Annotated in this window: 21 protein-coding genes; 4 read left to right on the top strand and 17 right to left on the bottom strand. The window is 69.9% G+C overall.

All coding sequences use genetic code 11. From position 1 onward, the window contains the following. Positions 1–13: 13 nt before the first annotated feature. A complete protein-coding gene (locus FM051_RS00110; RefSeq protein WP_158839318.1) occupies positions 14–256 on the bottom strand; it encodes an acyl carrier protein in 243 nt (80 codons plus the stop codon). Between the two features lie 183 nt (positions 257–439). On the opposite strand from FM051_RS00110, the gene FM051_RS00105 reads away from it, so the two are divergent. Next, positions 440–1612, top strand: a complete 1173-nt coding sequence (locus tag FM051_RS00105; protein WP_158839316.1) for a glycosyltransferase — start codon at positions 440–442, stop codon at positions 1610–1612. A gap of 19 nt (positions 1613–1631) precedes the next feature. Here FM051_RS00105 and FM051_RS00100 read toward each other — a convergent pair whose 3' ends face one another. The 3 genes from FM051_RS00100 to FM051_RS00090 all read right to left on the bottom strand — a co-directional run bounded on the left by FM051_RS00100 (position 1632) and on the right by FM051_RS00090 (position 3220). Further along, on the bottom strand, positions 1632–2045 hold the full coding sequence (locus FM051_RS00100; RefSeq protein ID WP_158839314.1) for a DUF6292 family protein: 414 nt from the start codon (positions 2043–2045) through the stop codon (positions 1632–1634). Between the two features lie 66 nt (positions 2046–2111). Beyond that, positions 2112–2570 (bottom strand): DUF4383 domain-containing protein, encoded by a 459-nt coding sequence (locus FM051_RS00095; RefSeq protein WP_158839312.1) that lies wholly within the window; start codon positions 2568–2570, stop codon positions 2112–2114. Between the two features lie 152 nt (positions 2571–2722). Then, entirely contained in the window at positions 2723–3220 is a 498-nt protein-coding gene (locus tag FM051_RS00090; protein WP_158839310.1) for a MarR family winged helix-turn-helix transcriptional regulator, read from the bottom strand. A 41-nt stretch (positions 3221–3261) separates the two neighbouring features. Between FM051_RS00090 and FM051_RS53605 the strand changes: the two genes are divergently transcribed. Beyond that, the gene (locus FM051_RS53605; RefSeq protein WP_338019434.1) at positions 3262–4674 is read left to right on the top strand and encodes an EamA family transporter; all 1413 of its coding nucleotides are present in this window, start codon (positions 3262–3264) and stop codon (positions 4672–4674) included. Here the strand turns inward: FM051_RS53605 and FM051_RS53600 are convergent. The 3 genes from FM051_RS53600 to FM051_RS00070 form a co-directional block, all read right to left on the bottom strand. Continuing rightward, entirely contained in the window at positions 4671–6380 is a 1710-nt protein-coding gene (locus tag FM051_RS53600; RefSeq protein ID WP_158839306.1) for an IclR family transcriptional regulator domain-containing protein, read from the bottom strand. The genes FM051_RS53605 and FM051_RS53600 overlap by 4 nt on opposite strands. A 17-nt stretch (positions 6381–6397) precedes the next feature. Continuing rightward, positions 6398–7468, bottom strand: coding sequence for an integrase core domain-containing protein (locus tag FM051_RS51365; RefSeq protein ID WP_158839304.1), 1071 nt, complete (start codon positions 7466–7468; stop codon positions 6398–6400). Positions 7469–7718: 250 nt separating this feature from the next. Beyond that, positions 7719–8540: an alpha/beta fold hydrolase gene (locus FM051_RS00070; protein ID WP_158839302.1), complete on the bottom strand. Its 822-nt coding sequence runs from the start codon at positions 8538–8540 to the stop codon at positions 7719–7721. A gap of 79 nt (positions 8541–8619) precedes the next feature. On the opposite strand from FM051_RS00070, the gene FM051_RS00065 reads away from it, so the two are divergent. Then, on the top strand, positions 8620–9339 hold the full coding sequence (locus FM051_RS00065; protein WP_158839300.1) for a TetR/AcrR family transcriptional regulator C-terminal domain-containing protein: 720 nt from the start codon (positions 8620–8622) through the stop codon (positions 9337–9339). Positions 9340–10037: 698 nt separating this feature from the next. Here FM051_RS00065 and FM051_RS00060 read toward each other — a convergent pair. The 10 genes from FM051_RS00060 to FM051_RS00015 all read right to left on the bottom strand — a co-directional run bounded on the left by FM051_RS00060 (position 10038) and on the right by FM051_RS00015 (position 20162). Continuing rightward, positions 10038–10763 (bottom strand): transposase, encoded by a 726-nt coding sequence (locus FM051_RS00060; protein ID WP_158839298.1) that lies wholly within the window; start codon positions 10761–10763, stop codon positions 10038–10040. A 75-nt stretch (positions 10764–10838) separates the two neighbouring features. Beyond that, entirely contained in the window at positions 10839–11012 is a 174-nt protein-coding gene (locus FM051_RS00055) for a hypothetical protein (RefSeq protein ID WP_158839297.1), read from the bottom strand. Positions 11013–11607: 595 nt separating this feature from the next. After that, positions 11608–12261: a class I SAM-dependent methyltransferase gene (locus tag FM051_RS00050; protein WP_158839295.1), complete on the bottom strand. Its 654-nt coding sequence runs from the start codon at positions 12259–12261 to the stop codon at positions 11608–11610. A gap of 20 nt (positions 12262–12281) precedes the next feature. Then, entirely contained in the window at positions 12282–13553 is a 1272-nt protein-coding gene (locus tag FM051_RS00045) for a hypothetical protein (RefSeq protein ID WP_158839293.1), read from the bottom strand. Positions 13554–13647: 94 nt separating this feature from the next. After that, on the bottom strand, positions 13648–14622 hold the full coding sequence (locus FM051_RS00040) for a UbiA prenyltransferase family protein (RefSeq protein ID WP_158839291.1): 975 nt from the start codon (positions 14620–14622) through the stop codon (positions 13648–13650). Then, a complete protein-coding gene (locus tag FM051_RS00035) occupies positions 14619–15755 on the bottom strand; it encodes a glycosyltransferase family 4 protein (RefSeq protein WP_158839290.1) in 1137 nt (378 codons plus the stop codon). Before FM051_RS00035 ends, FM051_RS00040 begins: the two co-directional genes overlap by 4 nt. Positions 15756–15776: 21 nt before the next feature. Continuing rightward, positions 15777–16901 carry an endonuclease/exonuclease/phosphatase family protein gene (locus FM051_RS00030; RefSeq protein ID WP_158839288.1) on the bottom strand — a complete coding sequence of 375 codons (1125 nt, stop codon included), beginning with the start codon at positions 16899–16901 and terminating at the stop codon, positions 15777–15779. A 1-nt stretch (position 16902) separates the two neighbouring features. Continuing rightward, positions 16903–17964, bottom strand: a complete 1062-nt coding sequence (locus tag FM051_RS00025) for an NAD-dependent epimerase/dehydratase family protein (protein ID WP_158839286.1) — start codon at positions 17962–17964, stop codon at positions 16903–16905. Continuing rightward, positions 17961–19388: an aspartate aminotransferase family protein gene (locus tag FM051_RS00020; RefSeq protein ID WP_202918603.1), complete on the bottom strand. Its 1428-nt coding sequence runs from the start codon at positions 19386–19388 to the stop codon at positions 17961–17963. Before FM051_RS00020 ends, FM051_RS00025 begins: the two co-directional genes overlap by 4 nt. Positions 19389–19874: 486 nt before the next feature. Continuing rightward, entirely contained in the window at positions 19875–20162 is a 288-nt protein-coding gene (locus FM051_RS00015; protein ID WP_158839284.1) for a hypothetical protein, read from the bottom strand. Between the two features lie 339 nt (positions 20163–20501). On the opposite strand from FM051_RS00015, the gene FM051_RS00010 reads away from it, so the two are divergent. Continuing rightward, positions 20502–21182 (top strand): MFS transporter, encoded by a 681-nt coding sequence (locus FM051_RS00010; RefSeq protein ID WP_158839277.1) that lies wholly within the window; start codon positions 20502–20504, stop codon positions 21180–21182. The last annotated feature ends 313 nt before the right edge of the window (positions 21183–21495 follow it).

The following is a 21495-nucleotide window of genomic DNA, read 5'->3' as shown; positions in this document are numbered from 1 at the left end:
TCACCTCTGGGGTTCAGGTCACGGCCGGGCCGGCGGCGTGGTGGATGGTCAGGTCCTTGAGGAATTCGTGGCACTGCTTGGCGCGCGCGGAGTCCTCCTCCATCACCCGGCGGAAGAAGTCGGCGATCTCGGTGTGGCCCGCGTTCTCGGCATCTCGGACGTACTGGCCGTAGTCGTGGCCCGCCTTGAGCGCGTGGTACTGCACGGAGATGAGGTCGTAGGTGACATCGTCGAACCCGGTCTCGCCGGTGGCCATGGTCCCCTCCTCGGTGTCGAGAGTGGTCGTCTGTGCCATACCCGGCAGTCGCCCGGCCAACCGCCCGGACGTGGTCGTGCTGAGTGGCAGGGGTCCGGGGTTGCTTGTACGGTCCGGAATGGGTTGAGACGACAGCCTGGTCAGTGGCGCGGCGACATCCGCATCCGCGGCTGGAGGCACCCAATGAGAATCGCGGTCGTTTCGGCGCACGCGAACCCCCTGTCCGTGCTCGGCGACGCCGAGGAGGGCGGTCAGGACGTCCACGTGGCCGATCTGGCCGCGGCCTTGGCCCAATCCGGGCACGACGTCGTGGTGCACACCCGGCGCGATTCGGTGCGGCCGCCCGATCTGGTGCACACCCGGGACGGCTACGACGTGGTCCACGTGCCGGCCGGGCCACCGAGTCCGGTTCACCCGGACGAACTCCTGCCTCACCTGGACGAGTTCACCCGGTTCCTGCGTCAGCAGTGGCGGACCGAGCCGCCGGCCGTGGTGCACGCCCACTACTGGACGTCCGGGGTGGCGTCGGTGCTGGCCGCGAACGGTCTCGACGTGCCGGTGGTGCAGACGTTCCACTCGTTGGGCGTGGTGGAGCAGCAGACCGGCGCTGAGGCCGTGCCGGAGGCGCGGGTGTCCACCGAACGGCTGATCAGGCGCGAGGCGCGCCGGCTCGTGGCGTGGTGCACGGACGAGATGGCGCAGTTGGTGCGGCTGGGCGTGGCGCGGACGCGGATCGCGGTGGTGCCGCCGGGGGTCGACGTCGAGCGGTTCAAGCCGGACGGGCCGCGGCTCAACCGGCAGCTGCCCCACCAGGTGGTCGCGCCCGCGGCCGGCGCCGAGGACGTGATCACCGCACTGCGGTCGGTGTGGGACACCGAGTTGGTGGTCGTCGGTGGCCGGCCGGGCGACGTCCGCAGGCTGCGGGAGCACGCCCGCGCGCAGGAGGTCGGCGGCCGGGTGCGGTTGGTCGGCCGGGTGCCGCGGGTGGCGATGCCCGCGTTGTTGAGGTCCGCCGACGTGGTCGTGTGCGCCGCGTCGGACGAGTCGGGTGTCACGCCGTTGGAGGCCATGGCGTGCGGTGTGCCGGTGGTGGCGGCGACCGTCGGCGGGGCGGTCGACACGGTTGTGGACGGTGTCACCGGGCTGCTCGTGCCGCCGAACGACGCGAGGGCGCTCGGCCGCGCGCTGCGCCCGCTGTTGGCCGACGACGCCCGCCGTGAGGCGTACGGCATCGCGGGCGCCGACCGCGTGCAAGCGCGCTACAGCACGGTTCGGATCGCCGCCGAGACGGTGCGCGTCTACCGGCAGGCGGCCGGTCAGCCGGAGACCCTGGAGGTGTCGGCTCAGGACGGGTAGTCCCCTCCGTCAGGAGCGGTCACGGCGGGTAGGCGCTGAGGCGGTCCATGAGGTCGTCGGGCGCGCCGTACGCGCGCAGCCGGATCGGCCGGGGGTCGCCGGGGTGTTCACCGCGCAGCAACGCGGTCAGGAACGCGGCCACGGTCCCCGGCGCGGGCAGCACGTCGCCGCCCAGGTAGGCGATGACGACCGGCGGTTCGTCGGAGCGGGTCTCCACGGCGGCGGCCCAGCCGTACTCCTCGTCCCACATCAGGGCGAGGTCGCGGTCGGGGAAGGACGGTAGGTGCCCGTCCACGGCGAGGTAGGCGGACGCGGGTGGGCCGGGGTCGGCGGACGCGCACTCCCCGTCCAACCCCAACTCCGCCGCGACCGCCCGCACGTACCGCTGGAGGCCGCGGGCGGGCGCGTCGCCGTAATCGAGATCAGGGTCCACCGCCTCCACCCCCTGTTGTCACGACGGCGGCGACCGGGTGAGGTCCCGGTCGCCGCGGTCGTCCCGTCACCGTGTCCGCGGCACGCCGATTGCTCGGACCGAGCGGCCCAACGCGAAGCCGAGCGCGATCATGCCGAGGGCAAGCACCAGGTGCAGCCAGTTGTCGGCGGTGTTGACCGGCACGAAGTTGGCGGCGCTGTCCCGGTCGATGACGAGGCCGTACAGCCACAGCACCAGGTAGACCACGCCGCCGATGACGAGGAAGAAGTAGGCGCCTCTCGCCGTTCTGGCCATGGCCAGGCCGAGGATTCCGAACGCCAGGTGCACGATGTTGTGCAGGATGGAGACGGCGAACACGCCGAGCAGCATGGCCCGGGATTCGTGGCCCGCGAACTGGAGCGTGTCGTAGTCCGTGGTCACCCCGGGGATGAACCCGGCGATGCCCACGACCACGAACACCGCACCCACGGCCATGGCGGCCAACTGGATCGGTGTGCGCGTCGTTGCCGTGTTGGGTCGGGACATGTCGACTCCCGTCGCATCGCAGAACCCGCTTCAGTTCTCGTCCGACTACCCGGCGCCTGTGACCGCAAACGACGGAACGCGAAGTTCGTGCACGTGTGGGTGGTCCGTGCCGTTTCCCGGGCTCGACGCCTCTGACCAGGTGCGACCGAAGGTCAGTGCGGGGGTTCGAACCGGGCGAGCCAGGTGGTGAGGATCTGCTCCAACCGCCGGGCGTCGTCGGCGTCGAGGGCGTCGAGGAGCCGCCGTTCGTTGGCCATGTGCTCGGTGAACGCCTGGTCGATGACGCGTTTGCCCGCGTCGGTCAGCGCGACCACGCGCCGCCTGCCGTCGTCCTGGCCGGGGCGGCGGGTCACCAGGCCGTCCCGTTCCAGCCGGTCGATGCGCTTGCTGATCGCACCGGTGGTCACCATCGTGTGCTGCGCCAACTCGCCCGGCGCGCGTTCGTACGGCTCCCCCGCGCGGCGCAGTGCGGCGAGCACGTCGAACTCCCCCTCACCGAGGCCGTGCCGCCGGTAGACGACGGCCAACTGCTCGGTGAGCACGTCCGCGAGGCGGTGCAGCCTGCCGATCACACCCTGCGGCGTGACGTCGAGGTCGGGCCGTTCACGGGCCCACTCGGCCTGGATCCGGGCGACGCGGTCGAGGTGCATGACACGGGAGTGTAGCTTCCACGGAAGCTACAATGTCTTCCGTGGAAAATATCCGGTGGGCACTGATCACCTCGATCGCGCCGATCGCGTGGGGGTCTACGTACTACGTCACGCACCACTTCCTGCCCGCCGACCACCCGCTGTGGGGTTCGGTGCTGCGCGCCCTGCCGGCGGGTGTGCTGCTGCTCGTCCTGCGGCGCAAACGTCCGCGTGGCCAGTGGTGGTGGCGGTCGCTGGTGCTCGGCACGCTGAACATGGGCGCGTTCTTCGCCCTCGTCTACCTCGCCGCGCAGCTGCTGCCGACCAGCCTGGCCTCGACGATCATGGCCACGTCGCCGGTCGCGATGATCGCGTTGGCGTGGCCGCTGCTCGGTGAACGCCCGCGTGGCCGGGCGGTGTTGGGCGCGGTCACCGGCATCCTCGGTGTCGTGCTCATGCTCGCGTCGGGCGTGGACTCCGTCGACCCGCTCGGGGTCGTGGTGTCGGTCGCGGCGATGGCGATGTCGGCGTTCGGGCACCTTCTCACCAAGCGGTGGGGCGCGGGCACGGATTTGCTGTCCGTGACGTCGTGGCAGCTCATCGCGGGTGGTGCGGTGCTCGTGGTGCCCGCGCTTGTGGTCGAGGGCGCTCCCCCGCCGCTCACCGGCACCGCCCTGCTCGGTTTCGCGTTCGTGTCGGTGGTGGCGACCGCGATCGCCTTCGTCGTGTGGTTCACCGGCCTGCGTCACCTGGAAGCGGGAACGGTCGGGTTGATCGGGCTGCTCAACCCGGTGACCGGGGTGATGCTTGGCCTGCTGCTGGCCGGTGAGTCGCTCGTCGGGCACCAGGTGCTGGGACTCGTGCTGGTGCTGTCCGGCGTGCTGCTCGGGCAGACCACCCGGACACCGATGTCGAGAACGCCGCGCCGGCTCCGTCCTGCCCGGCAAGCGCCACCGAGGGCGCCCGGCGAAGTGGAGGAGACGGACATGGAACGCGAAGAACTCAACGAGGTTCTGCACAAGCCGATCGCCCAGGAGCTGCTGGCCTCCTCGATCCCGGCGCGGCTCGCGTACATCGGGGTGGACGGCGATCCTCGGGTCGTGCCGATCGCGTTCCTGTGGGACGGGGCGCGGATCGTCATGGGCACCGTGCCGAAGTCGGCGAAGGTGCGGGCGCTGCGCCACAACCCGAACGTGTCGTTGACCATCGACACCGCGGGCCAGTACCCGCCGCACGTGCTGCTGATCCGCGGCACGGCGAGCGTCGAACTGGTGGACGGTGTGCCGTACGAGTACGTGGAGGCCAGCCGCAAGCTGGTGCCCGCGGGCGAGTTCGCCGCGTGGGAGGCGGGCGTGCGGGCGCTGTACGAGCAGATGGTCCTGATCAGGATCGAACCGCGCTGGGCGAAGCTGCTGGACTTCGAGACCACCATCCCGCAGGCCGTCGAGGACCTGGTGCGGGCCCACCAGGGTTAGTGGACGACGAGCGGGGCCTGGTCGAACGCCACCGCCAGGTCTGCCTCGATCCGCGCGACGGTCGCCCGGAGTGCGGGCAGGAGCCGTTCCCCCGTCTCCGCCGGCGTGGTGCGGCCGACGTGCAGGGCGATGTTGACGGCCGCGACCACCGTGCCGGACCGGTCGCGCACGCCGACCGCGAGCGACCGCAGGCCTTCGTGCAGTTCTTCGTCCACCATCGCCCAGCCGTCCCGGGCGACGGCGTCGACGGCGGCTTCGAGGTCGGCGGCGTCCACCAGCGTGCGGCTGGTCAGCGGGCGGCGGTCGGAGTGACGGATCAGGTCGGCCAGGTCGGCGGCGGGCAGTCCGGCCAGCAGCACGCGACCCATCGACGTCGCGTACGCCGGGAACCGGGTGCCGATCGAGATGTCGACCCGCATGACCCGGCCGGCCGGGACCCGTGCCACGTACCGGACCTGGTCGCCGTCGAGCACCGCCATCGACACCGACTCGCCCACGGCGGCGGCCAGGTCGGCCAGGTGCGGTTGGGCGATGTCGGACAGCGTGAGCGGGGCCAGGCGGGCGTAGCCGAGGTCCAGCACCTTGGGGCGCAGCGTGAACCGCTTGCCGTCGGTTTCCGCGTAGCCCGCGTCGCACAGCACGTGCAGCGCACGGCGTGCGGAGGCGCGTGGGAGGCCGCTGGCTTCGGCGGCGGTGGAGATGGTGAGGCCGCCGTGCGGGGCGAAGCGGAACGCCTTGAGCACGGCCAGGCCCCGGGCGAGGGTTTCCAGGAAGCCCATGCCGAGTTCCGCTTTCGCGGACTTGAGGTCGTCGGCGGTGGGCGCGGCCGGTTCGACGGTTCCGGTGCCGGGTTGTGTCAGTGCGGCTTGTGTCAGTGCGGCTTGTCCCAGCGCCGCCTCCATGTCCTCGACCGCGACGCGCAGCCGGGGCAGCACGGTGTCCGGGAAGGTCTCGGCGGTGTGCCTGCTGGTGTGGCTGAGCACGTTCACCGCGGCCACCGGCCGTCCGGTCGGGTCTTGCCCGGGTGGGTTGCACACCGGGGCGCTGACGGCCAGCAGACCCGGCTCGACCCACTGGTCGTCCAGTGACCAACCCCGGGCGCGGGCGGTCTCCACGCGGGCGCGGAACACGGCCTCGCGGTCGGGGGCCGGGGTCGTCAGCATCGGCACGGCGGGGAATCCGGCGTCGAGCGGATCGGCGGTGCGGCGGTGCCGCCACGTCTCGAACCGCTCCTCGTCCCAGGTCGTGGCCGGCACGACGCCCGCGGCGGTGCGGTCGTCGGGCAGCACGCCGCCCACGTGGAACGCGAGGTAGACGGCTCGCCGGCGGGTCGACTGGGCGATGAGCCGGGCGCCGTCCACGTCGGGCACGGCGAGGGTCACGGACTCGTCCAGTTCGTCGGCGAGCCGGGTGAGCAGCGGTGCGAGCGGGCCGACCAGGCCGCACGACGCGAGGTAGGCGTTGCCGAGTTCCATGGCGCGCAGGGCGAGGACCAGGTCCTGGCCTTCGGCGCGCAGGTGGCCGAGGTGGAGCAGGGTCGCCGTGATGCGGTCGACGGTGGATCGCGGCAGGCCGGTCGCCTTGGTCAGGTCGCCCCGGCGCAACCTCGGGTCGGGGTGGGTCGCGATGGCGCGGAGGACCGCCAGGCCGCGTTCGAACGTGCCCGCGGCCTCGGTTGTGGCTGTGGGGTGCCTAAAGTCGGCCATGCGGTCTGACCTGCGGGTCAGGCTGCTGCGGGTTCGTACTCGTTGATAAGTCCGCCGAGGGTCGGTCGACGGCGTACCGACGTGCGACTCGGCCCCGGAATCGGGTGGTCCGGTCGTGGTGGTGTGAGTTGTCGGGCTCGGTGAGGTCGGCGGTGGTTGTAGTGGGCCACGTAGCAGTCCAGCACTGATCTCAAGTGGTGCTCGTTGATGATGAGCAACCGGTCGGTGGCTTCGCGTCTGACGGTGCCGACGAACCTCTCGGCATAGCAGTTCGCTCGCGGACTCCGTGGCGGGATCTTCACGACCTCGATACCGGCGTCGGCGAGGACCGCGTCGAACGAGGCGGTGAACTGGCCTGCCCGGTCGCGGATCAGGAACCGGAAGTCAGCATCCCGACCACCGAGGTCCATGAGCAGGTTGCGGGCTTGTCGGGTGGTCCATGCCCCGTCGGGGTTGGTGGTGGTGTCAAGAACGTGGACGTACCGGGTGGCGACCTCGATCACGAAGAACACGTACACGCGCTTGAGGGTGACGGCGCAGTCGACGTGGAAGAAGTCGCAGGCCGGCATGCTCGTGGCCTGGGCGCGCAGGAACCGCCGCCACGACAGGTCGGTGTCACGCCCCGGTGCCGGTGGTATGCGTAGGCGCTTGAGTACGCGGCGGATGGTCGTCGCGGCGACCCGGTGGCCAAGTTTGAGCAGCTCGCCCTGGATCCGGCGATAGCCCCAGCCGCTGTTCTCCCGCGCCATGCGCTCGATCAACGCCACCACGGCATCGTCGACTGGTGGGCGCCCGGTCCGACTCGGATAGGTCCACTTCCTCGTGACCAGGCGCCGGTGCCGGCGCAGGACGGTGCCCGGTGTCACCAACCGGTGCTCGCGCAGCAGCCGAGGCAGGCGCCGTATCAACGCGGCGAGCACCGCGCGATCGGCCCAGTCCAACTGCGGACGGGGAGTGGCCCGGCGCAGCACGGCGACCTCGTGCCGCAACACCAGCAGCTCGACGTCCTTGGCCGCGGAAGACCGACCGAGAAGCACCAGCCAACCACCGAGCCGAACGAAGATCAGGTACAGCAGTCGTAACGCCACGCTTCACGATCATGCTCTTGTAATCCACGGTGCACGATCACCGCAGCTCAGCGACCTGGTGCAGAGTTCTGGCACCCCACAGGCGTCCGCCGCCGCAAGCTGACCCTGGTGCTCACCGGACCTGCCGCAACCTGGTCGGGATGGCGATCGGAAATCCTATCCGCCCTCAATCGACGGCACCGGACCGGCCGTTCACGGGTCGGCCGCGGTCATCGCCTTGCCGGTGGTTCCGCCGGAACGCCCACCTCCGCTAGCTGCTCGGGTGGTGCAGCACGTTGTCGGCGAATGTCCCGATGACGCGGGCAACGTGTTCCGGGGCCTTGAGATCCGCGCCGTGGTCTCGTTTGCGCATCACAACCCGTTCGGCGTGGGGCATCACGCGTGCGATGGCGTCGAGCCGGTCGACCAGGTGTGCCGGGCTGCGGTCGCCGCCCAGGAGCAGGGTGGGCACGGTGATCCGGGCGTAGACGTCGAGGCGGACACCCAGCCGGTCCAATGCTTCGAGGTCATCGATCTGGGCGGGGACGAACTGTCGGTAACGCGGCACGAGTGCGGTAAGCACGCCGGCCAACCACGCTTGCCACGGTGGCATGCCGACCGTGTCCCGCATGAAGATCGCCAGCGCGGTGCCGGGTTTGCCGGCGACGAGCGCGGCCCGCGCTCGCGTGATGACCTCACCGCGCGCGCCGGCCAGCGGCGCTCCGGTCACCGCGGCGGGCTCGAAGACCACCGCCCCGGCGAACGACGGCGGGGAGGCCGCGAGGGCCTCCAGTGCGACCACTCCGCCGGAGGAGTGGCCGTAGACGATCACCGGCTCGCCGACCGCGGCGGCCACGGCCAGCACGTCCTCGACCTCCTGGGCGATCGAGCACGGCCCGCCGGCGGTCTTGAGGTCCAGCCGGTACTGGCGGCGGTGCAGGCGCAGGACCCGGAACCGGGTGGCGAGGACGCCGGCGAGTTTCCTGGTCCGCGTCCCGTCGTCCAGCCCGGGACCGACCATCAGGATGACCGGTCCGTGTCCCTCGTCGTGCACTCGGACGTCGGTTCCGTCGGCCGAGGTCGTGGTGTCCATGGCGCTCCCTCGCGGCATCTCGGACCACGCTGCCTTAGCAGCGCTAAGGATGGACTTAGCGCTGCTAAGGTGTCAACCGATGTGCGCGACCAAACGGCCCGGAATCACCCGGCAGACGCTGATCGACACGGCGCTGCGGCTGCTGGACGAGGTCGGGCTGGAGGGGCTGACCGTGCGCCGGCTCGCCACCGAGCTCGGTGTCCGGTCACCCGCGCTGTACTGGCACATCCGCAGCAAGCAGGAACTGCTCGACGGCATGGCCGACGCGATCGTCCTGGCCGCCGGGATGGGCCCGCCCCGCGACGGCGAACCGTGGCAGGACTGGCTCGCCCACCGGGCCCGCGCCTACCGCCGGTCCCTGCTCGCCCACCGCGACGGCGCCCGCATCGTCACCGGCGCCGCCGGGCTCAGCCCGGCGACCATCAGGACGTTCGACACCGAACTGGCCGCCATGGTCGACCGCGGCTTCACCCCCGTCCTCGCCCTGCGCACCATCACCGCCATCTCCCAGTACGTCAACGGATTCGTCCTCACCGAGCAGACCAAACCCCGCCGGCCCACCGAGGACCCCGCCGACCAATTCGCCGCGCTGACCGAGCTACTGGACGCGGGCACGTCGGCCCCCCTGCTCGTCGCGATCCGCGAAGGCGGCGGCACCACCGGCGACGACGCCTTCGAACACGGCCTGCGAACGCTCATCGACGGCACGACCGCCGCCCTCGACCGGCAGCAGTCCAACCACCCGGACCGAACGAACCCGTGCGCCGGTCGACCGGACGACGAAGCGCAGCACCTGTGATCCCGCTAGCACGGTGACCGGACGGCCGTCCGTGTCGATGACCACGACCCCGGTCGACGCTGTTCGGCGATCATCCGCACCGCTGCCGGAGCGTCATCGGCGAGCTGGACCAGCGGGTAGTCCTCGACGAGGTCACGGTCGCGTATCACGGTCTTTCTGCCGTCCTTCCAGGACGCCGCCCCCGACGCCACCGCCGACGACGTCCCCGGTGCCGGACACTTCCTCGTCCGCGAAGCACCCGACCGCGTCCTGACCGAGATCAACACCTTCTACCCCACGACCTGAACACCTTTCATCGAGGGCCCAAGCGCCGGCAGCAGCACTCGGGCCCTCGGCCGTACCGCGCGCAACATCCTCAAGCAGTGGCGCGCCATCGCCACCCGTTACGACAAGCCAAGCACGCCCTCGCCTACCGCGGCGACGTCGGCCTGGCTGTCCATGTTCAACTTCTGGGACTGAGTGTTCCCAGTGATGCTGAAGGAAGTCACCGGTGAGATTGGACCTCCGGCAGGTCGACCGGTGGCGGTGTGCTGATCGGGATGGGTGGGCTGTCCAGGGAGAATTCGACCTCTTTGCCGTCGTCGTGGGGTGGGAGTTCGAGCAGGCGCAGTCCCCGGTAGGGCGGGGAGGTAGCGCCGACGGCGAGGGCGGTGTGCCACAGGAGGTTGGGGGCGATGGTGAAGCCGGTGTCGTCGCGGTCAGTGTTGATGGCGGCTTCGAGGGCGCGGCCGAGTTCGCGGCAATCGGCGGACAGGTCGAGCGCCGTGTCGGCGACCGGTGGGGTGAGGTCGCGCCAGCGGGTCACGGGCGGCCTGGTCGTCCCAGTCGATCCGCGGCTTCGCGGCGTCGGCGTAGTCGTCACCCGAGGTGACCAGGCCGCGCAGCCCGGCCGTCAACCCGGGGTCGGCCGTCAGCAGGCCCCGGATCGCCGAGCGGACCAGGGTGACGGTGTCCATCGTGGCGACCGCGTCGTACAACGGGGTCGAGTCCAGCACCCGCCTGCGCCCCACCAGACCGGCCCGCCGGGCCACCTCCAGGACCGCCTCGAAGATCCGGTCCGGCCGAGACGAGCGGACCAACCTGGCCCGCATGTCCACCAACACCGTGTGCACGAACCCCGGGTAATCGAAATCCAGGCCGCCGGCGGCGTACTTCCACCGGGCGTCGAAGGCGAACCGCTCGACCGCCTCCCGGTCCGACAGGCCCTCGATGCGTTGCAGCACCATCACCACTGCCACGATCATCGGCGGCACCGACCGGCGACCCACATCGGTGAACAGGTCCGCGAACATCCCGTCCGGGAACAACGCGAAGCACTCCCGGTGCAGCACCCCGTAGATCGAGTCGGGCGCGACCCGGCCCTCGCAGTAGTCCACCGTCGACCGCAACAGATCGCCCTGCCGCGGCGCCCGCCCCAACGTCACTCGGACATCCTGCCGAACCGATCACCGAACGAGGCATCGGCACCCCGATCCTTAGCAACCCAAAACACCAGCCACCTAGATCTTGCCAAGAATCCCCAGCGCTTCGCTGTACTCCATGGCGATCTTGTGGGCCGCGTCGTCCAGAGACATGGGAGCATCACCCGGACGGGTGAAGTCACGGGCAGGCAGCAGCTCGTTCGCGACCTGGCGCGCTTCGCTGACCTCGTGGATGATCGTAGACACGGTCATCTGCCCTCCTCCAACGCTCCAGGCAGCACTGGCGGCATGCTGCACCTTCTGGAACCTGTCCAGGGCAGCCGGCATTCCAGCGGCTAGTCATGGCCGAGACCGAACCAACACTCGACCACTCGACTGGTCTCCGGTCCGCTGCACAGCGCGACACACCGTAGCGGCGTGTGACACGCCGTAGCAGCGTCGGCGGGCGCATGACCCGCGCCTGTAGCGCCTTGACTTCATCAGCCAGTCCACAGGCTTGCCCCCGTGCAGGGTTGAGATCGTTTCCATGCCTTACCCCCTGTGAAACGACGGCAGATGACCGCTGTGGACGGTTGGCGATGCGATGCTGGACCGGTGCAGGACATAAGTCCAGGTGAGGACTAACATCCGGCGATCATGGCGAACAATGACAGGCGTCTCGCTCTGATCCCGAGGTCGCAGGTTCGAATCCCGCCGGGGGCGCCAGTACGGCATGCCCCTGACCTGCCGCGACAGGTCAGGGGTCACCAGCGGTGGTGGGGTGCCGGGTGGTTGTGGTGCCGTGGGTACAGCCGGGTGGCTTGAGATGGGCTCGGCCAAGCCGTGGTGAGAGGCCTGCGAAGGTGCTTCAGGCCCGCAGGCGCAAGCCCGTGTACAGGCGCAGTGCGCCGGCGCCGAGGCTGGGCACGCGGATCTCGCGGACCAGGTCGAACTGGTCGCGCAGGGTGGGTTGGAGCTTCTCGCGCCGGTCGCCGTACTGGCTTGGGCCCTCTCGGGTCAGCACGCGGAGCGGGAGGTCCCAGATGGAGGTGGCTCCGGGGGTGCAGACGACCAGTGCGCCTCCTGGCCGCAGCACGCGGCGCATCTCGCGGCACGCGGCTTCGAGGTCGGGGACGTATTCGAGTGTGCTCACGGAGACCAGGCAGTCGAAGAATCCCGTGTCGTAGGGGAGGGATTCGGCGGTTGCGGTGGCCAGGGTGGCGTTCATGCCGTGTCGGGCCAGGTTCGCCTCGACCTCGCGGCGCTTGGGGTGTGGGTCGATTCCGTGGAGCTCGTCGCAGTGGCGGGCCAGTTCCGGCATGAAGACGCCGCTGCCGTAGCCGATTTCGAGCAGTCGATCGAAGTGCGTGTCGCCCAGCAGTTCGACGATGATCCGGAACCGCAACCGCTGGACGCTGCGCAGCAACGGCAGGTAGTTCCAGTGGGGGTGGTCGACCGTGCTCGTGGGCGTGAGTCCCGCCTTCGGGAGCAACTTGAGCGGACGTGTGATCAGATTGGTCATCGTCGGATCCCCTCTTCGTGTCAACGGATTCGCGACAGGTCGGCTGTCGAACGCCGGATCACCAGCAGGAACCACCCGGCCAGGACGACGTTGAGGACGGCGAACGCCGCCATCACGCCGGGAGCGCCACCGACCGCGGCGGCCACGGCTTGCAGGGCGAGGCCGGGCAGGAACGCCGCGGTCAGCGCCGTGCGGACGCGGGCCAGGCCCAGTGCCGGTTGGACGGTGAAGATGCAGAACATCACGACGACCAGCGCGTGCGCGGTGCAGCCGACGGCGGCGAGCACCACCCAGCCGGCCACCAGGTGGTGCAGTGCATCGGCGGCGGCCAGGCTCACCAGCACCAGCACGGCGGTCCCGACACCGACCAGTGCCAACAGGCGGGGTGCGTACCTGAGGACGGCCCGGCCGCCGGTCGACGCCTTCGCGCGGGCCAGCAACGCGATCAGCACCGAGGCGAGCGAGTCGGTGAACAGGACACCGATCAGCCGGCGGCAGCTGCCGATGTACAGGGCGTAGACGGCGACCGCGGCCGGGCCGCCGGCCTGCATCAACAGGATGGCGTCGAACCCGAACAGCAGGGCCAGCAGCGACTGGCTCGTGCTGTAGGCCCGGCCCTCGTGCAGGAAGGTTCGAGCCAGCCCCTGGTCCCAGCGAGGCGAGGTGGTGGCGGTCGGGCGTCTTCGGCGCAGGCCGATCAGCATGAGCACCGCGCAGAGGACGTTGCCGCCGGTGACCAGCACCGCGTACACGGCGGGGCTGCCCTGCCCACCGTCCAGGACGGCGGCCACCGCGAGCAGGTACCCCCCGGCACAGGCCAGCCGGAGGCCGGAGGCCAGCAGCTGGCGGCCCCGGATCCGCAGCAGCGACTCGGCCAGGGACATCAGCGCGGCCGACGCCCCCAGCCCCGGCGCGTGCCACAACAGGTTCCCAGCGGCAAGCGGTACGACGTCGCGGGCCAGCGCCAGCAGGCCGAAGTAGGCGACCGAGGTCAGCAGGCACGCGGCGGCGACGACCGCCACCGCCGTCCGGACGACCGTGCCGACGTCGGACCCGGTGGCCAGCGCCCGGCTGGCGCTGACGTGCACACCCCACAGCATCGGGATGCCGAGGATGACGCCGATCGCCTGCACGGCCACGAACAGCCCGAACGAGCCGAAGCCGTCGTACCGGGCGATCGCCAGGCTGGCGACCGTCACCAGCGCGCTGGCGGCGACGGAGACCATCGCGGGGCCCCAGGAGCGGAGCTTGACGGCGCGGCCGGGCCGCGTCGGTACGCCTGCCTTGGTCACCGGCCAACCGCCCCGCCGCACGCCTGGAGCGGCCGGCCGCCCGCCGGCCCGTCGCCGCCCTGCCTTTCCGGGGGTGGTCGCATCGGGTTGCACCTCACAGCAGTCGGCCGACGGCCAGACAGGCCAGCCAGAGCACGGCGTTGACGATGAGCGGCACGTCCGTGAGCACGTCCCGGCCCGGTTCCCCGCCGCCGCGGTGCGCCGCGAGCAGGTACGCGTACCGGCACAGGGCGAACACGACGAAGGGCACGGTGACGACGGCCAGCACGGCGGCCTGCGGATGCGGCCCGGAGAGGACGAACATCTCGTAGCTGACCAGCGTGGCCGCCAGCAGCACGGCGACGAGCTGGTCGAGCAGCGGCACCGAGTACCCGGTGAGGGCGGGCCGCTGCGCGTCCGCCTGTTCCCTGAGGTGCGACAGCTCGTACCGCCGCTTGCCGAGCGACATCAGCAGGCAGGTGAAGTACACGCAGAGGATCAGGGCCGGGTTGAACGGCGCCGCCACCGCGAGACAGCCCGCCACGGCACGCAGGACGAAGCCCGCCGCCACCGCACTGACATCGACCAGCGGGTAGTGCTTCAACGCCAGGCAGTAGGCCAGGTTGAGCACCGCGTACCCGGCGACGGCGGCCTGCACGCCCGGTGGCAGCAGCGCTCCACCGGCTGCCAGCACCGCCAGGCAGCCGGCACCCAGCAGCAGCGCACCGCGTGGACCGACCCGTCCACTGGCCAACGGCCGGTGGCGTTTGACCGGGTGCAGGCGATCCTTTTCCCGGTCCAGCCAATCGTTGAGCACGTAGACGGCCGCGGAGGCCGCGGTGAACGTGGCCGTGGTGGCCAGTGCCAATGCCATGTTGTGCCAGAGGGCCACCGGGTCCACGGCCAACGGGACGATGAGGACGAAGATGTTCTTCACCCATTGGCGCGGGCGCAGCAGCACCAGCGCCGCCGGTAACCGCGGCCGCCGGATCGGGTCCGGGGCGGGCTTCGCCGGGAGGGGCACGGCCGCTCGGGGTTCGGGCACCGCGGCCGCGCCGCCCACGGTGTCCTCGCTGCTCAGCCGCTTCACGGCCGGGTACCGCTCAGGATCCGCCGGAACGCCTCTTCGTGCGCGTCGAGGAACGCCTCGCCGCCGAAGAGCTTCGTTGCCGCCTCCTGTCCCGCTTGTCGGTCGTCGGGGTGCAGTTCGGCCATCTCCAGGAGCGCTTCCCGCAACGCCTCCGGATCTCGTGGCGGGACCAGCCGCCCGAACCCGCTGGCCTCGACGGGATATCTGGAACCGGCCAGATCGGTGGTCACCGACGGGACGCCCGTCATCATCGCCTCGACCTGGACGATCCCGAAGGACTCCGCGATCGACGGCAGCGCGAAGACGTCGATCGACGCGTAGAAGTCCCGAACCGCCTGACCGCGCAGGAGACCCGTGAACCGGATCCGCGGATCGTCACCAGCCTCTTCCCGCAGCTGGGCGATGTTGCTGCCGCCCGCCACGGACGTGTAGTCCCCCGCGATCAGCAGGCGTGCGTCACGGTCGGTGATGGAGCGGAAGGCCCGGATGAGGTATTCGATGCCCTTCTCCACGTTGATCCGGCCCATGAAGCCGATGTGCAGCCCGTCCCCGTCACGCAGCCGGGGCACGCCGCCGTTCTGGTCCAGGCACGGCGACGGGATGGGCAGCAGGGGGCGACGCCGGATCGTCGGCCAGATGCGGGACCCGCGTGCCTGGTCCGCGCTGTTGGTGATGACCAGGTCCGCCTTGCGCAGCGCGGCCTTGCAGATCTGGTCGACGGCCCACATCCCGAAGCGGTTGACCGGGCTGTCGGGCAGGAAGACGTCGATGTGGTGCGTCACGACCAGCCGGGCGCTGCCCTTGAGCGCGGCGACGAACGCCGCCTCGGGATTGGGCAGGTGCATGTGCACGATGTCCGAACGGGCCGCGAGACGCCGGGCCAGCAATGGGAGCTGCGGGCTGATGAAGCCCCGGCTGACCTTGGCGAGGACCGGCGCCCGGAAGACGTGGACACCGTTGACGACTTCATGACGGGCGAGCGCGGGATCGTGCTGGGCGCAGACCACCGCGACCTTCCAGCCGCGACCGGCGAGCCCTTCGGCGGTCAGCCGCGCCGCCTCGGTGAGACCGCTGATGTACGGGGTGTAGTAGTCGAGCATCACCGTCACGTCGAACCTGTTGGGTTGCAGCATGGTGCGTCCCTTCTTGGATCCTCATGGGGTGTGCGCGGGGTGGTCGGGGACGACCACCCGGATCTCCTGTGCCGCGTGGTCGGAGAACGCCTCGCCGCCGCCGAAGTGGTAGCCGCGGACCGGCAGGCCGCCCGAGGTGTAGAGCCAGTCGAGCCGCCACAGCCTCGGGAACGGGTAGTCGGAGACGGGCCAGGAGGGGCTGGACGACACGCCGTCCGTGGGGTTGTGCAGTTGCGTGCCGCCGCCCAGCGAGGACAGCTCCATCCACGGCGAGTTGAAATCGCCGGCCACCACGGCCGGGTGGGGGTTGCCGGTCAGGTCCGCGCGCAGCTTGTCCAGCTCGCGGAGCCGCCAGGCGCTTTGCTCCTTGACGAATCGGTAGAAACGGCTGCTCAACGGGTGGTCGCCGACCCGGAAGGGCACCGGCAGGTGCACGTTGTAGAAGGAGACCGTGCGCTCGCCGACCCGGATGTCGGTGCGTTGGGTCTTCGTGCCCTTCCAGTACCAGTCCGTACCCGTGCCGGAGTCCGGCTGGTGGTGCGTCGAGACGATGGGCAGGCGGGTGAGGGTGAGCAGCTCGCCGTCGACCGACAGCTGGTAGCCGGGGAACTCCGCGCGCAGCCGGGCCGAGTCGTCGATGCGGATCGGCCCGTCCCCTTCCCAGTACAGGTATTCCTGCAGGAGGTACACATCGGCGTCGTGCCGGCGCAGGAAGGCGTAGAAGGCGTCCTTGTCGTCGGACATCTGCCAGTAATCCGTGGACCAGGCGAAGACCTTGACCTCCGTGCCACCGGAACCACCTGTGGCGTCGCTCGTCCACGTGGGCACGTAGCCGGCCAGATAAGCCCCGACCAGCAACAGGACGACCAGGACCGCGGACAGTCGGCCGCGCACCGGTCTCGCGAAGAGCGCGAGCCCGAGCAGCAGCACCGGCACCACCACCAGGGCCAGTGGTGGAGTGGCGTCGACGATGAGCCACAGCCACCAGCGGCCGGTCAACAGCACGTGCAGGACGAGGAACACCGCCCAGGCCGCCGTGACCGCCACCACGAGCCGCGTCAGCGTGCGCCAACGGTCGACGGGCGGGGGCGAGTCGGTCAGCGGTTCTTCGACCACCACGTCTTCGACGGGCATTTCGGCGGGCATGTCAGAAGAACACCTTCACGAGTCCCAACACACCCTGCCGCCAGGGATCCCGGCTCGTCTGCCCGCCGCCTTTGCCCGCCGAGCCGGGTGTCGCCGCCGCACGCTGCGCGCGCCACCAGTCGTAGGTCTGGAGAATGGCGTCCCGGTTGGACATCCGGGGACGGAAGCCGAGCTTCTCCCGGGCCTTGTCGACGCTGACGTAGGAGTCGGCGAGCAGCTTGGACACCAGCCTCCCGTACACGGGGGACAGCCGCGTCCGCTCCAGCGTGCGCAGCGCCGCCACCGCCGGTCCGCTCGGCATCGACACCACCCGCTTGCCGTGCCCGGCCGCGTCCAGCACGGCCTGGAAGTCCTCCCGCAGGGTGCCGAACTCGGCGGCGCCGATGTTGTAGGTGTCGCGGGCCACCTCGTCCGGTGCGCACAGCACGGCCACGACCGCGTCCACGAGGTCATCGAGCGCCAGCATCTGGATGCGCACGTCACCCCGCCCGAGCACGGGGAAGTGCCTGCCCTCCTCGGCCCACTGGAAGAGCATGTCGAACAGCCCCATCCGGCCGGGGCCGAGGAAGGTCTTGGGCCGCAGCACCGGCAGGCACATCCCCTCCGCCCGGAACCGCTCGGCGACCTGCTCCGCCGCCGCCTTCGCGGAGCTGTAGGGGTCCACGGGCTCGTGCGGGTGGTCCTCGGGTGTCGGCACCAGCCGGGGCAGCCCGTAGACCGCGGTCGAGGAGATGTGCACGACCCTGGGCACGGCCGCCGCACGAGCCGCCGTCAGCACGGTGGTGGTGCCTTCGACGATGATCGACCTGATGTCGGCCGTGGGATAGCTGGGCAGCGCGGAGGCGCAGTGGACGACCGCGTCGACGCCGCCGAACGCCTCGGCGAGGGCTTCGGGATCACGAATGTCCCCGCCGAACGACATCAGTCCGGGCTTCGCCCGCACCGGCCGCCGGTCGAACGCGTGGACGTGACGGCCCTCCCGCAGCAGTCGGTCGACCAGGTGTGTGCCGAGCACCCCCGCGGCACCGGTGACGGCGACACGGGCGGGGAGGACGTTCGTCACCACGAGCTCACCCGCTCCCGGATGAAGCGGCCGAGCAGCCGGTTCATGCCCTCGGCCAACGTGGCGTCCAAGGCGTCGAGAAACCGCTCCGCCTCCTCAGGGCCGGCGACCAGCGGTGGGCTCACCACCAGCGGGCTGCGGCCGTTGAGCGTGTTGTAGGTGTAGACGTCGTGCTTGCGGTACAGGGTGTGGATGACCGCCGCGGTGATGATCTTCGTTCGGATCAGCGGGTCGTTGGCCAGACCGCCGGTCGGCAGCTTGCCGACGAGGTCCAGCAACTTCGGACCACCGGAGAGAAAAACCCCGAAGAGCGCACCGGCTCCGCACACGTCGGCGATCAGGTCCGGATAGGTCTTCCGAATCCGGTCGAGCCCTGGTCGGAGCACTGCTTCGAGGGCACGGGCCCGTCCCGGGTAATCGTCCTCGACCGCGATCGAAATCGCCTCGATGGCCGTCGCGGTTTCCTCACCGAAGCCGTAGTACGTCGTACTCGTGCTCTGCATCATCGCGTCGGTCATGTTGTCGTAGGCCTTGTGGAAGATCGGCTCGCGCGCCACGTAGGCGGAGATGGAGGATTTGCCGCCGCCGAACGACTTCGAGGTCGTGACCACGTCCGGCACGAGACCTTCGTACCGGGTGAAGTAGAACATGCTGCCGGTCTTCCCCCAACCGGTGTAGATCTCGTCGAAAATGAGCACGATGTCTTCCGCCGTGCACAGCTCGCGAAGTTCCCGCAGGAATTCCTCCGAGCACCACCGCATGGTGGACGCGCTGAACGGTTCGATGAGCAGCGCGTACACGTCGCTGCGCCCGCGTGCGTCCCGGGCGCCGGCGAGGACCTGGCGGACCGAGTCGATGTCGTCGTACCCGAAGGTCCGGATGCCGGGGATGGTGGGGAACTCGAAGTGGTTCTGCGTCCCGCCGGTGAGACCGCCGGAACCGAGCAGCTTGCCGTGGAAGCTGTTGTCCGCCCGCAGGATCTGGCGTCGCCTGCCACCGTGGTACTTGTACGCCAGCTTGACCGCGCCCTCGACCGCCTCGGCCCCGGAGTTCGGCAGGAACGAGCGGGTGAGGTCGCCGGGCAGGACCGCCGCCAGGTTGTGCCCCAGCGCGGCGAGGTACGGCGAGAAGTACGTCTTGTGCACCTCCATGCGCCGCTGTTCCTGGAAACGCCGGCGGGCGGCGAGGATGCGCGGGTGGTTGTGCCCGTGGTTGAGCACGCCTACGCCACCGGTGAAGTCCAGGATCGCGCGGCCGTCACGGGTGTGGACGTAGGCGCCCTCGGCGTGGTCGATCAACTCCCGGCCGAAGCCGAAGGAGGTCATCAACCGGACCTGACTTTTGTTGATGTACGTGCGGTAGAGCTCGTGCACGTCTTCGACTTCCAGTTTCTCGGCCTCATCGAGACTAATGAGTTCCGGCACATGTCCCCCTCATCACGTCGTCGGCATTTCCGGCGCGCCGTTTTCTGCGAGGTCAACAATTCGGTCGTCGGCACGGGCGTTCGGCGTCGCCCCCTTCGGGATCCCCCTGCAACCGGGGGGCGGCCGACGGAATCCGTTGACCAGCAACTTCGGGTGGCGTCAACTGGCGTCTTTCCCGCGCTACCGATGATCGTTCCCCACCTGGATGGCCACCTGTGAAGGGTCAGCCGATCCGTTCGGATCGTGGTTGGTGGTGTTGTCGAGGTCGGCTGCGCTCGCTTCGTATGACCGGGTTTCGCTGAACTCGGACAAGGTAGACCGGGTCCGGCAGCGGGTGGAGGAACTACTTCGGAGTTGCGGGTTCACAGACAGCGGGCATCCCGACACCACGCTGCGGCTGGTGCAGGAACCGACGTACATGAGCAGGCAGTCCACGCTGCGGACGGGCCCCGCCGCGGTTCGCGGCGGGGCTCCCGGGTCCACGAGTCAGGGACGGTTGAGCTGGAGACCCGCGACGACCTCGCCGGTGCTTCTCTGGACGATGTTCGCGAAGTACATGCAGGCGGTGTCCCGCGTCGCGGCGGCGGTATAGGTCGTCCGGTCGATGTCCTTGGACGTCGTGGAGGAAGTGCACGCGCCGACCTGGAATCGCAGGGTGTGGTCGCTGTTGTACCTCGACCCAGGCGAGGCGACCCGGCCCCAGAGATACGTCCTGCCGTCGTACTTGCCGCGTCGGATCTGGAGGTAGCCGCCGGCACTCAGCTCCTCCTCCATCACAACCTCCACGTCCGTGGCGTTGGTGGGCACGGCGTAGAACCAGGTGGCGACCGCGTTCGCGGCCGGCCATGAGCCCCATACTCGTGGCGCGGCGCGTCGTCTGTCCCATCTGCACTCCACCCTCAGTTCGCTGCCGCGACGCCGCGGCTACCCACAAGGTAGGAGTACGACTACGTTTCCGGTGTCCGGCGAACACCCGACAGTGCGGCGCCCGACTCAGCTCTCGGCAGGCAGGTTCGCCAGGTGAACCGGGATTTCGAACGGTGGGCGGCTCGTGCCCGTGATTCGGTGAGGGCCCCACGTGTTGGTGGTGTTGTGGAGGTCGGCGAGTTGGTGTTGGACGCGTTCGGCGTCGGTGTCGCGACCCTGTTCCCGGTACAGCTCCAGCGCCTCCTGCCACACCGCGCGGGCCTGCTCGTGTTGTCCAAGGGCGACCTGGGTGACGCGTGCGGTGCGACCCTGGCCGCCCCCTACTCCGCACATCTGGGCGGCGGGCCGGCGGTCGTCGGCATCCTGTTCGCCGCCTACTCCACCGGCTGCGCCGCGGCCTCGCTCGCCGTCGCCGCACTGCCCGAACCCGTTCAACTCCGGTTGATGCCGCTGCTGGCCATCGGAACCGGCGTACCCCTGTTGGGCTGCCTGTTCGACCCGCCGCTGACCGTCGTCGTGGGACTGTTCGTCCTGTCCGGCGCCGCCTCCAGCTACCACGTCATCGCGCAGCCGACCTTCGTGCTGCGCACACCCGACGCCCACCGCGGCCAGACCGTCGGCTTCGCCATCACCGCGATGCAGGCCAGGGTGCCGGTGTCGCCTTCGGCGGCCTTGCTGCCGAACTACTCGACCCACACATCGTCACCGGCGCAGCCGGCGCCGTCGGTATCGTGGCCGCAACGCTCCTGGCAGCGCGCCGGCGAACACTCCAGGACAGAACGTGATCTCGCGGCGATAAATCCAGGCCACTTCGACGTGCCGTCAGGCCGCGTGAATCGCATTCGTGCAATTAACACTGGCCGGTAGAGCCTGACGGCACCACCTTCCGAGCGTGCCCCACCGACAAGGCGGCTTCACCAGCCGGTTCGACCACCTTGTGTCGAAAACTCCAGTCCGAAGCGAGTCAGTCATCTGACCAGGAAGACGAGCTGTTCAAGCCGTCCGATCAACCGGGCACTCAATTCCCACTTCAACCCGGAGAAAGCTCATGTCGCTAGAGGGTGTTTGAAAAGCTCAGTTCGGGGCGTTCCCCAGGCGGTGGAGCAGGATCATGATCATGGCCAGGTAGATCGTGTTCTCTGAGGTGTCGATCCGGTACTCGTAGTCCTTGGACAGGCGG

It is taken from the genome of Saccharothrix deserti (assembly GCF_009769385.1).
GTDB classification, from domain to species: domain Bacteria; phylum Actinomycetota; class Actinomycetes; order Mycobacteriales; family Pseudonocardiaceae; genus Actinosynnema; species Actinosynnema deserti.
The sequence above is the reverse complement of the archived record's forward strand: the minus strand, read 5'-3'. Positions and strand labels throughout refer to the sequence as shown.

Excerpts from the sequence above, each read along its gene's own strand:
- FM051_RS00110 (WP_158839318.1), bottom strand. The coding sequence starts at position 256 with ATGGCCACCGGCGAGACCGGGTTCGACGATGTCACCTACGACCTCATC.
- FM051_RS00105 (WP_158839316.1), top strand. The coding sequence starts at position 440 with ATGAGAATCGCGGTCGTTTCGGCGCACGCGAACCCCCTGTCCGTGCTC.
- FM051_RS00095 (WP_158839312.1), bottom strand. The coding sequence starts at position 2,570 with ATGTCCCGACCCAACACGGCAACGACGCGCACACCGATCCAGTTGGCC.
- FM051_RS00090 (WP_158839310.1), bottom strand. The coding sequence starts at position 3,220 with ATGCACCTCGACCGCGTCGCCCGGATCCAGGCCGAGTGGGCCCGTGAA.
- FM051_RS53600 (WP_158839306.1), bottom strand. The coding sequence starts at position 6,380 with ATGGCCGACTTTAGGCACCCCACAGCCACAACCGAGGCCGCGGGCACG.
- FM051_RS00070 (WP_158839302.1), bottom strand. The coding sequence starts at position 8,540 with ATGGACACCACGACCTCGGCCGACGGAACCGACGTCCGAGTGCACGAC.
- FM051_RS00065 (WP_158839300.1), top strand. The coding sequence starts at position 8,620 with ATGTGCGCGACCAAACGGCCCGGAATCACCCGGCAGACGCTGATCGAC.
- FM051_RS00055 (WP_158839297.1), bottom strand. The coding sequence starts at position 11,012 with ATGACCGTGTCTACGATCATCCACGAGGTCAGCGAAGCGCGCCAGGTC.
- FM051_RS00050 (WP_158839295.1), bottom strand. The coding sequence starts at position 12,261 with ATGACCAATCTGATCACACGTCCGCTCAAGTTGCTCCCGAAGGCGGGA.
- FM051_RS00035 (WP_158839290.1), bottom strand. The coding sequence starts at position 15,755 with ATGCTGCAACCCAACAGGTTCGACGTGACGGTGATGCTCGACTACTAC.
- FM051_RS00030 (WP_158839288.1), bottom strand. The coding sequence starts at position 16,901 with ATGCCCGCCGAAATGCCCGTCGAAGACGTGGTGGTCGAAGAACCGCTG.
- FM051_RS00015 (WP_158839284.1), bottom strand. The coding sequence starts at position 20,162 with ATGGAGGAGGAGCTGAGTGCCGGCGGCTACCTCCAGATCCGACGCGGC.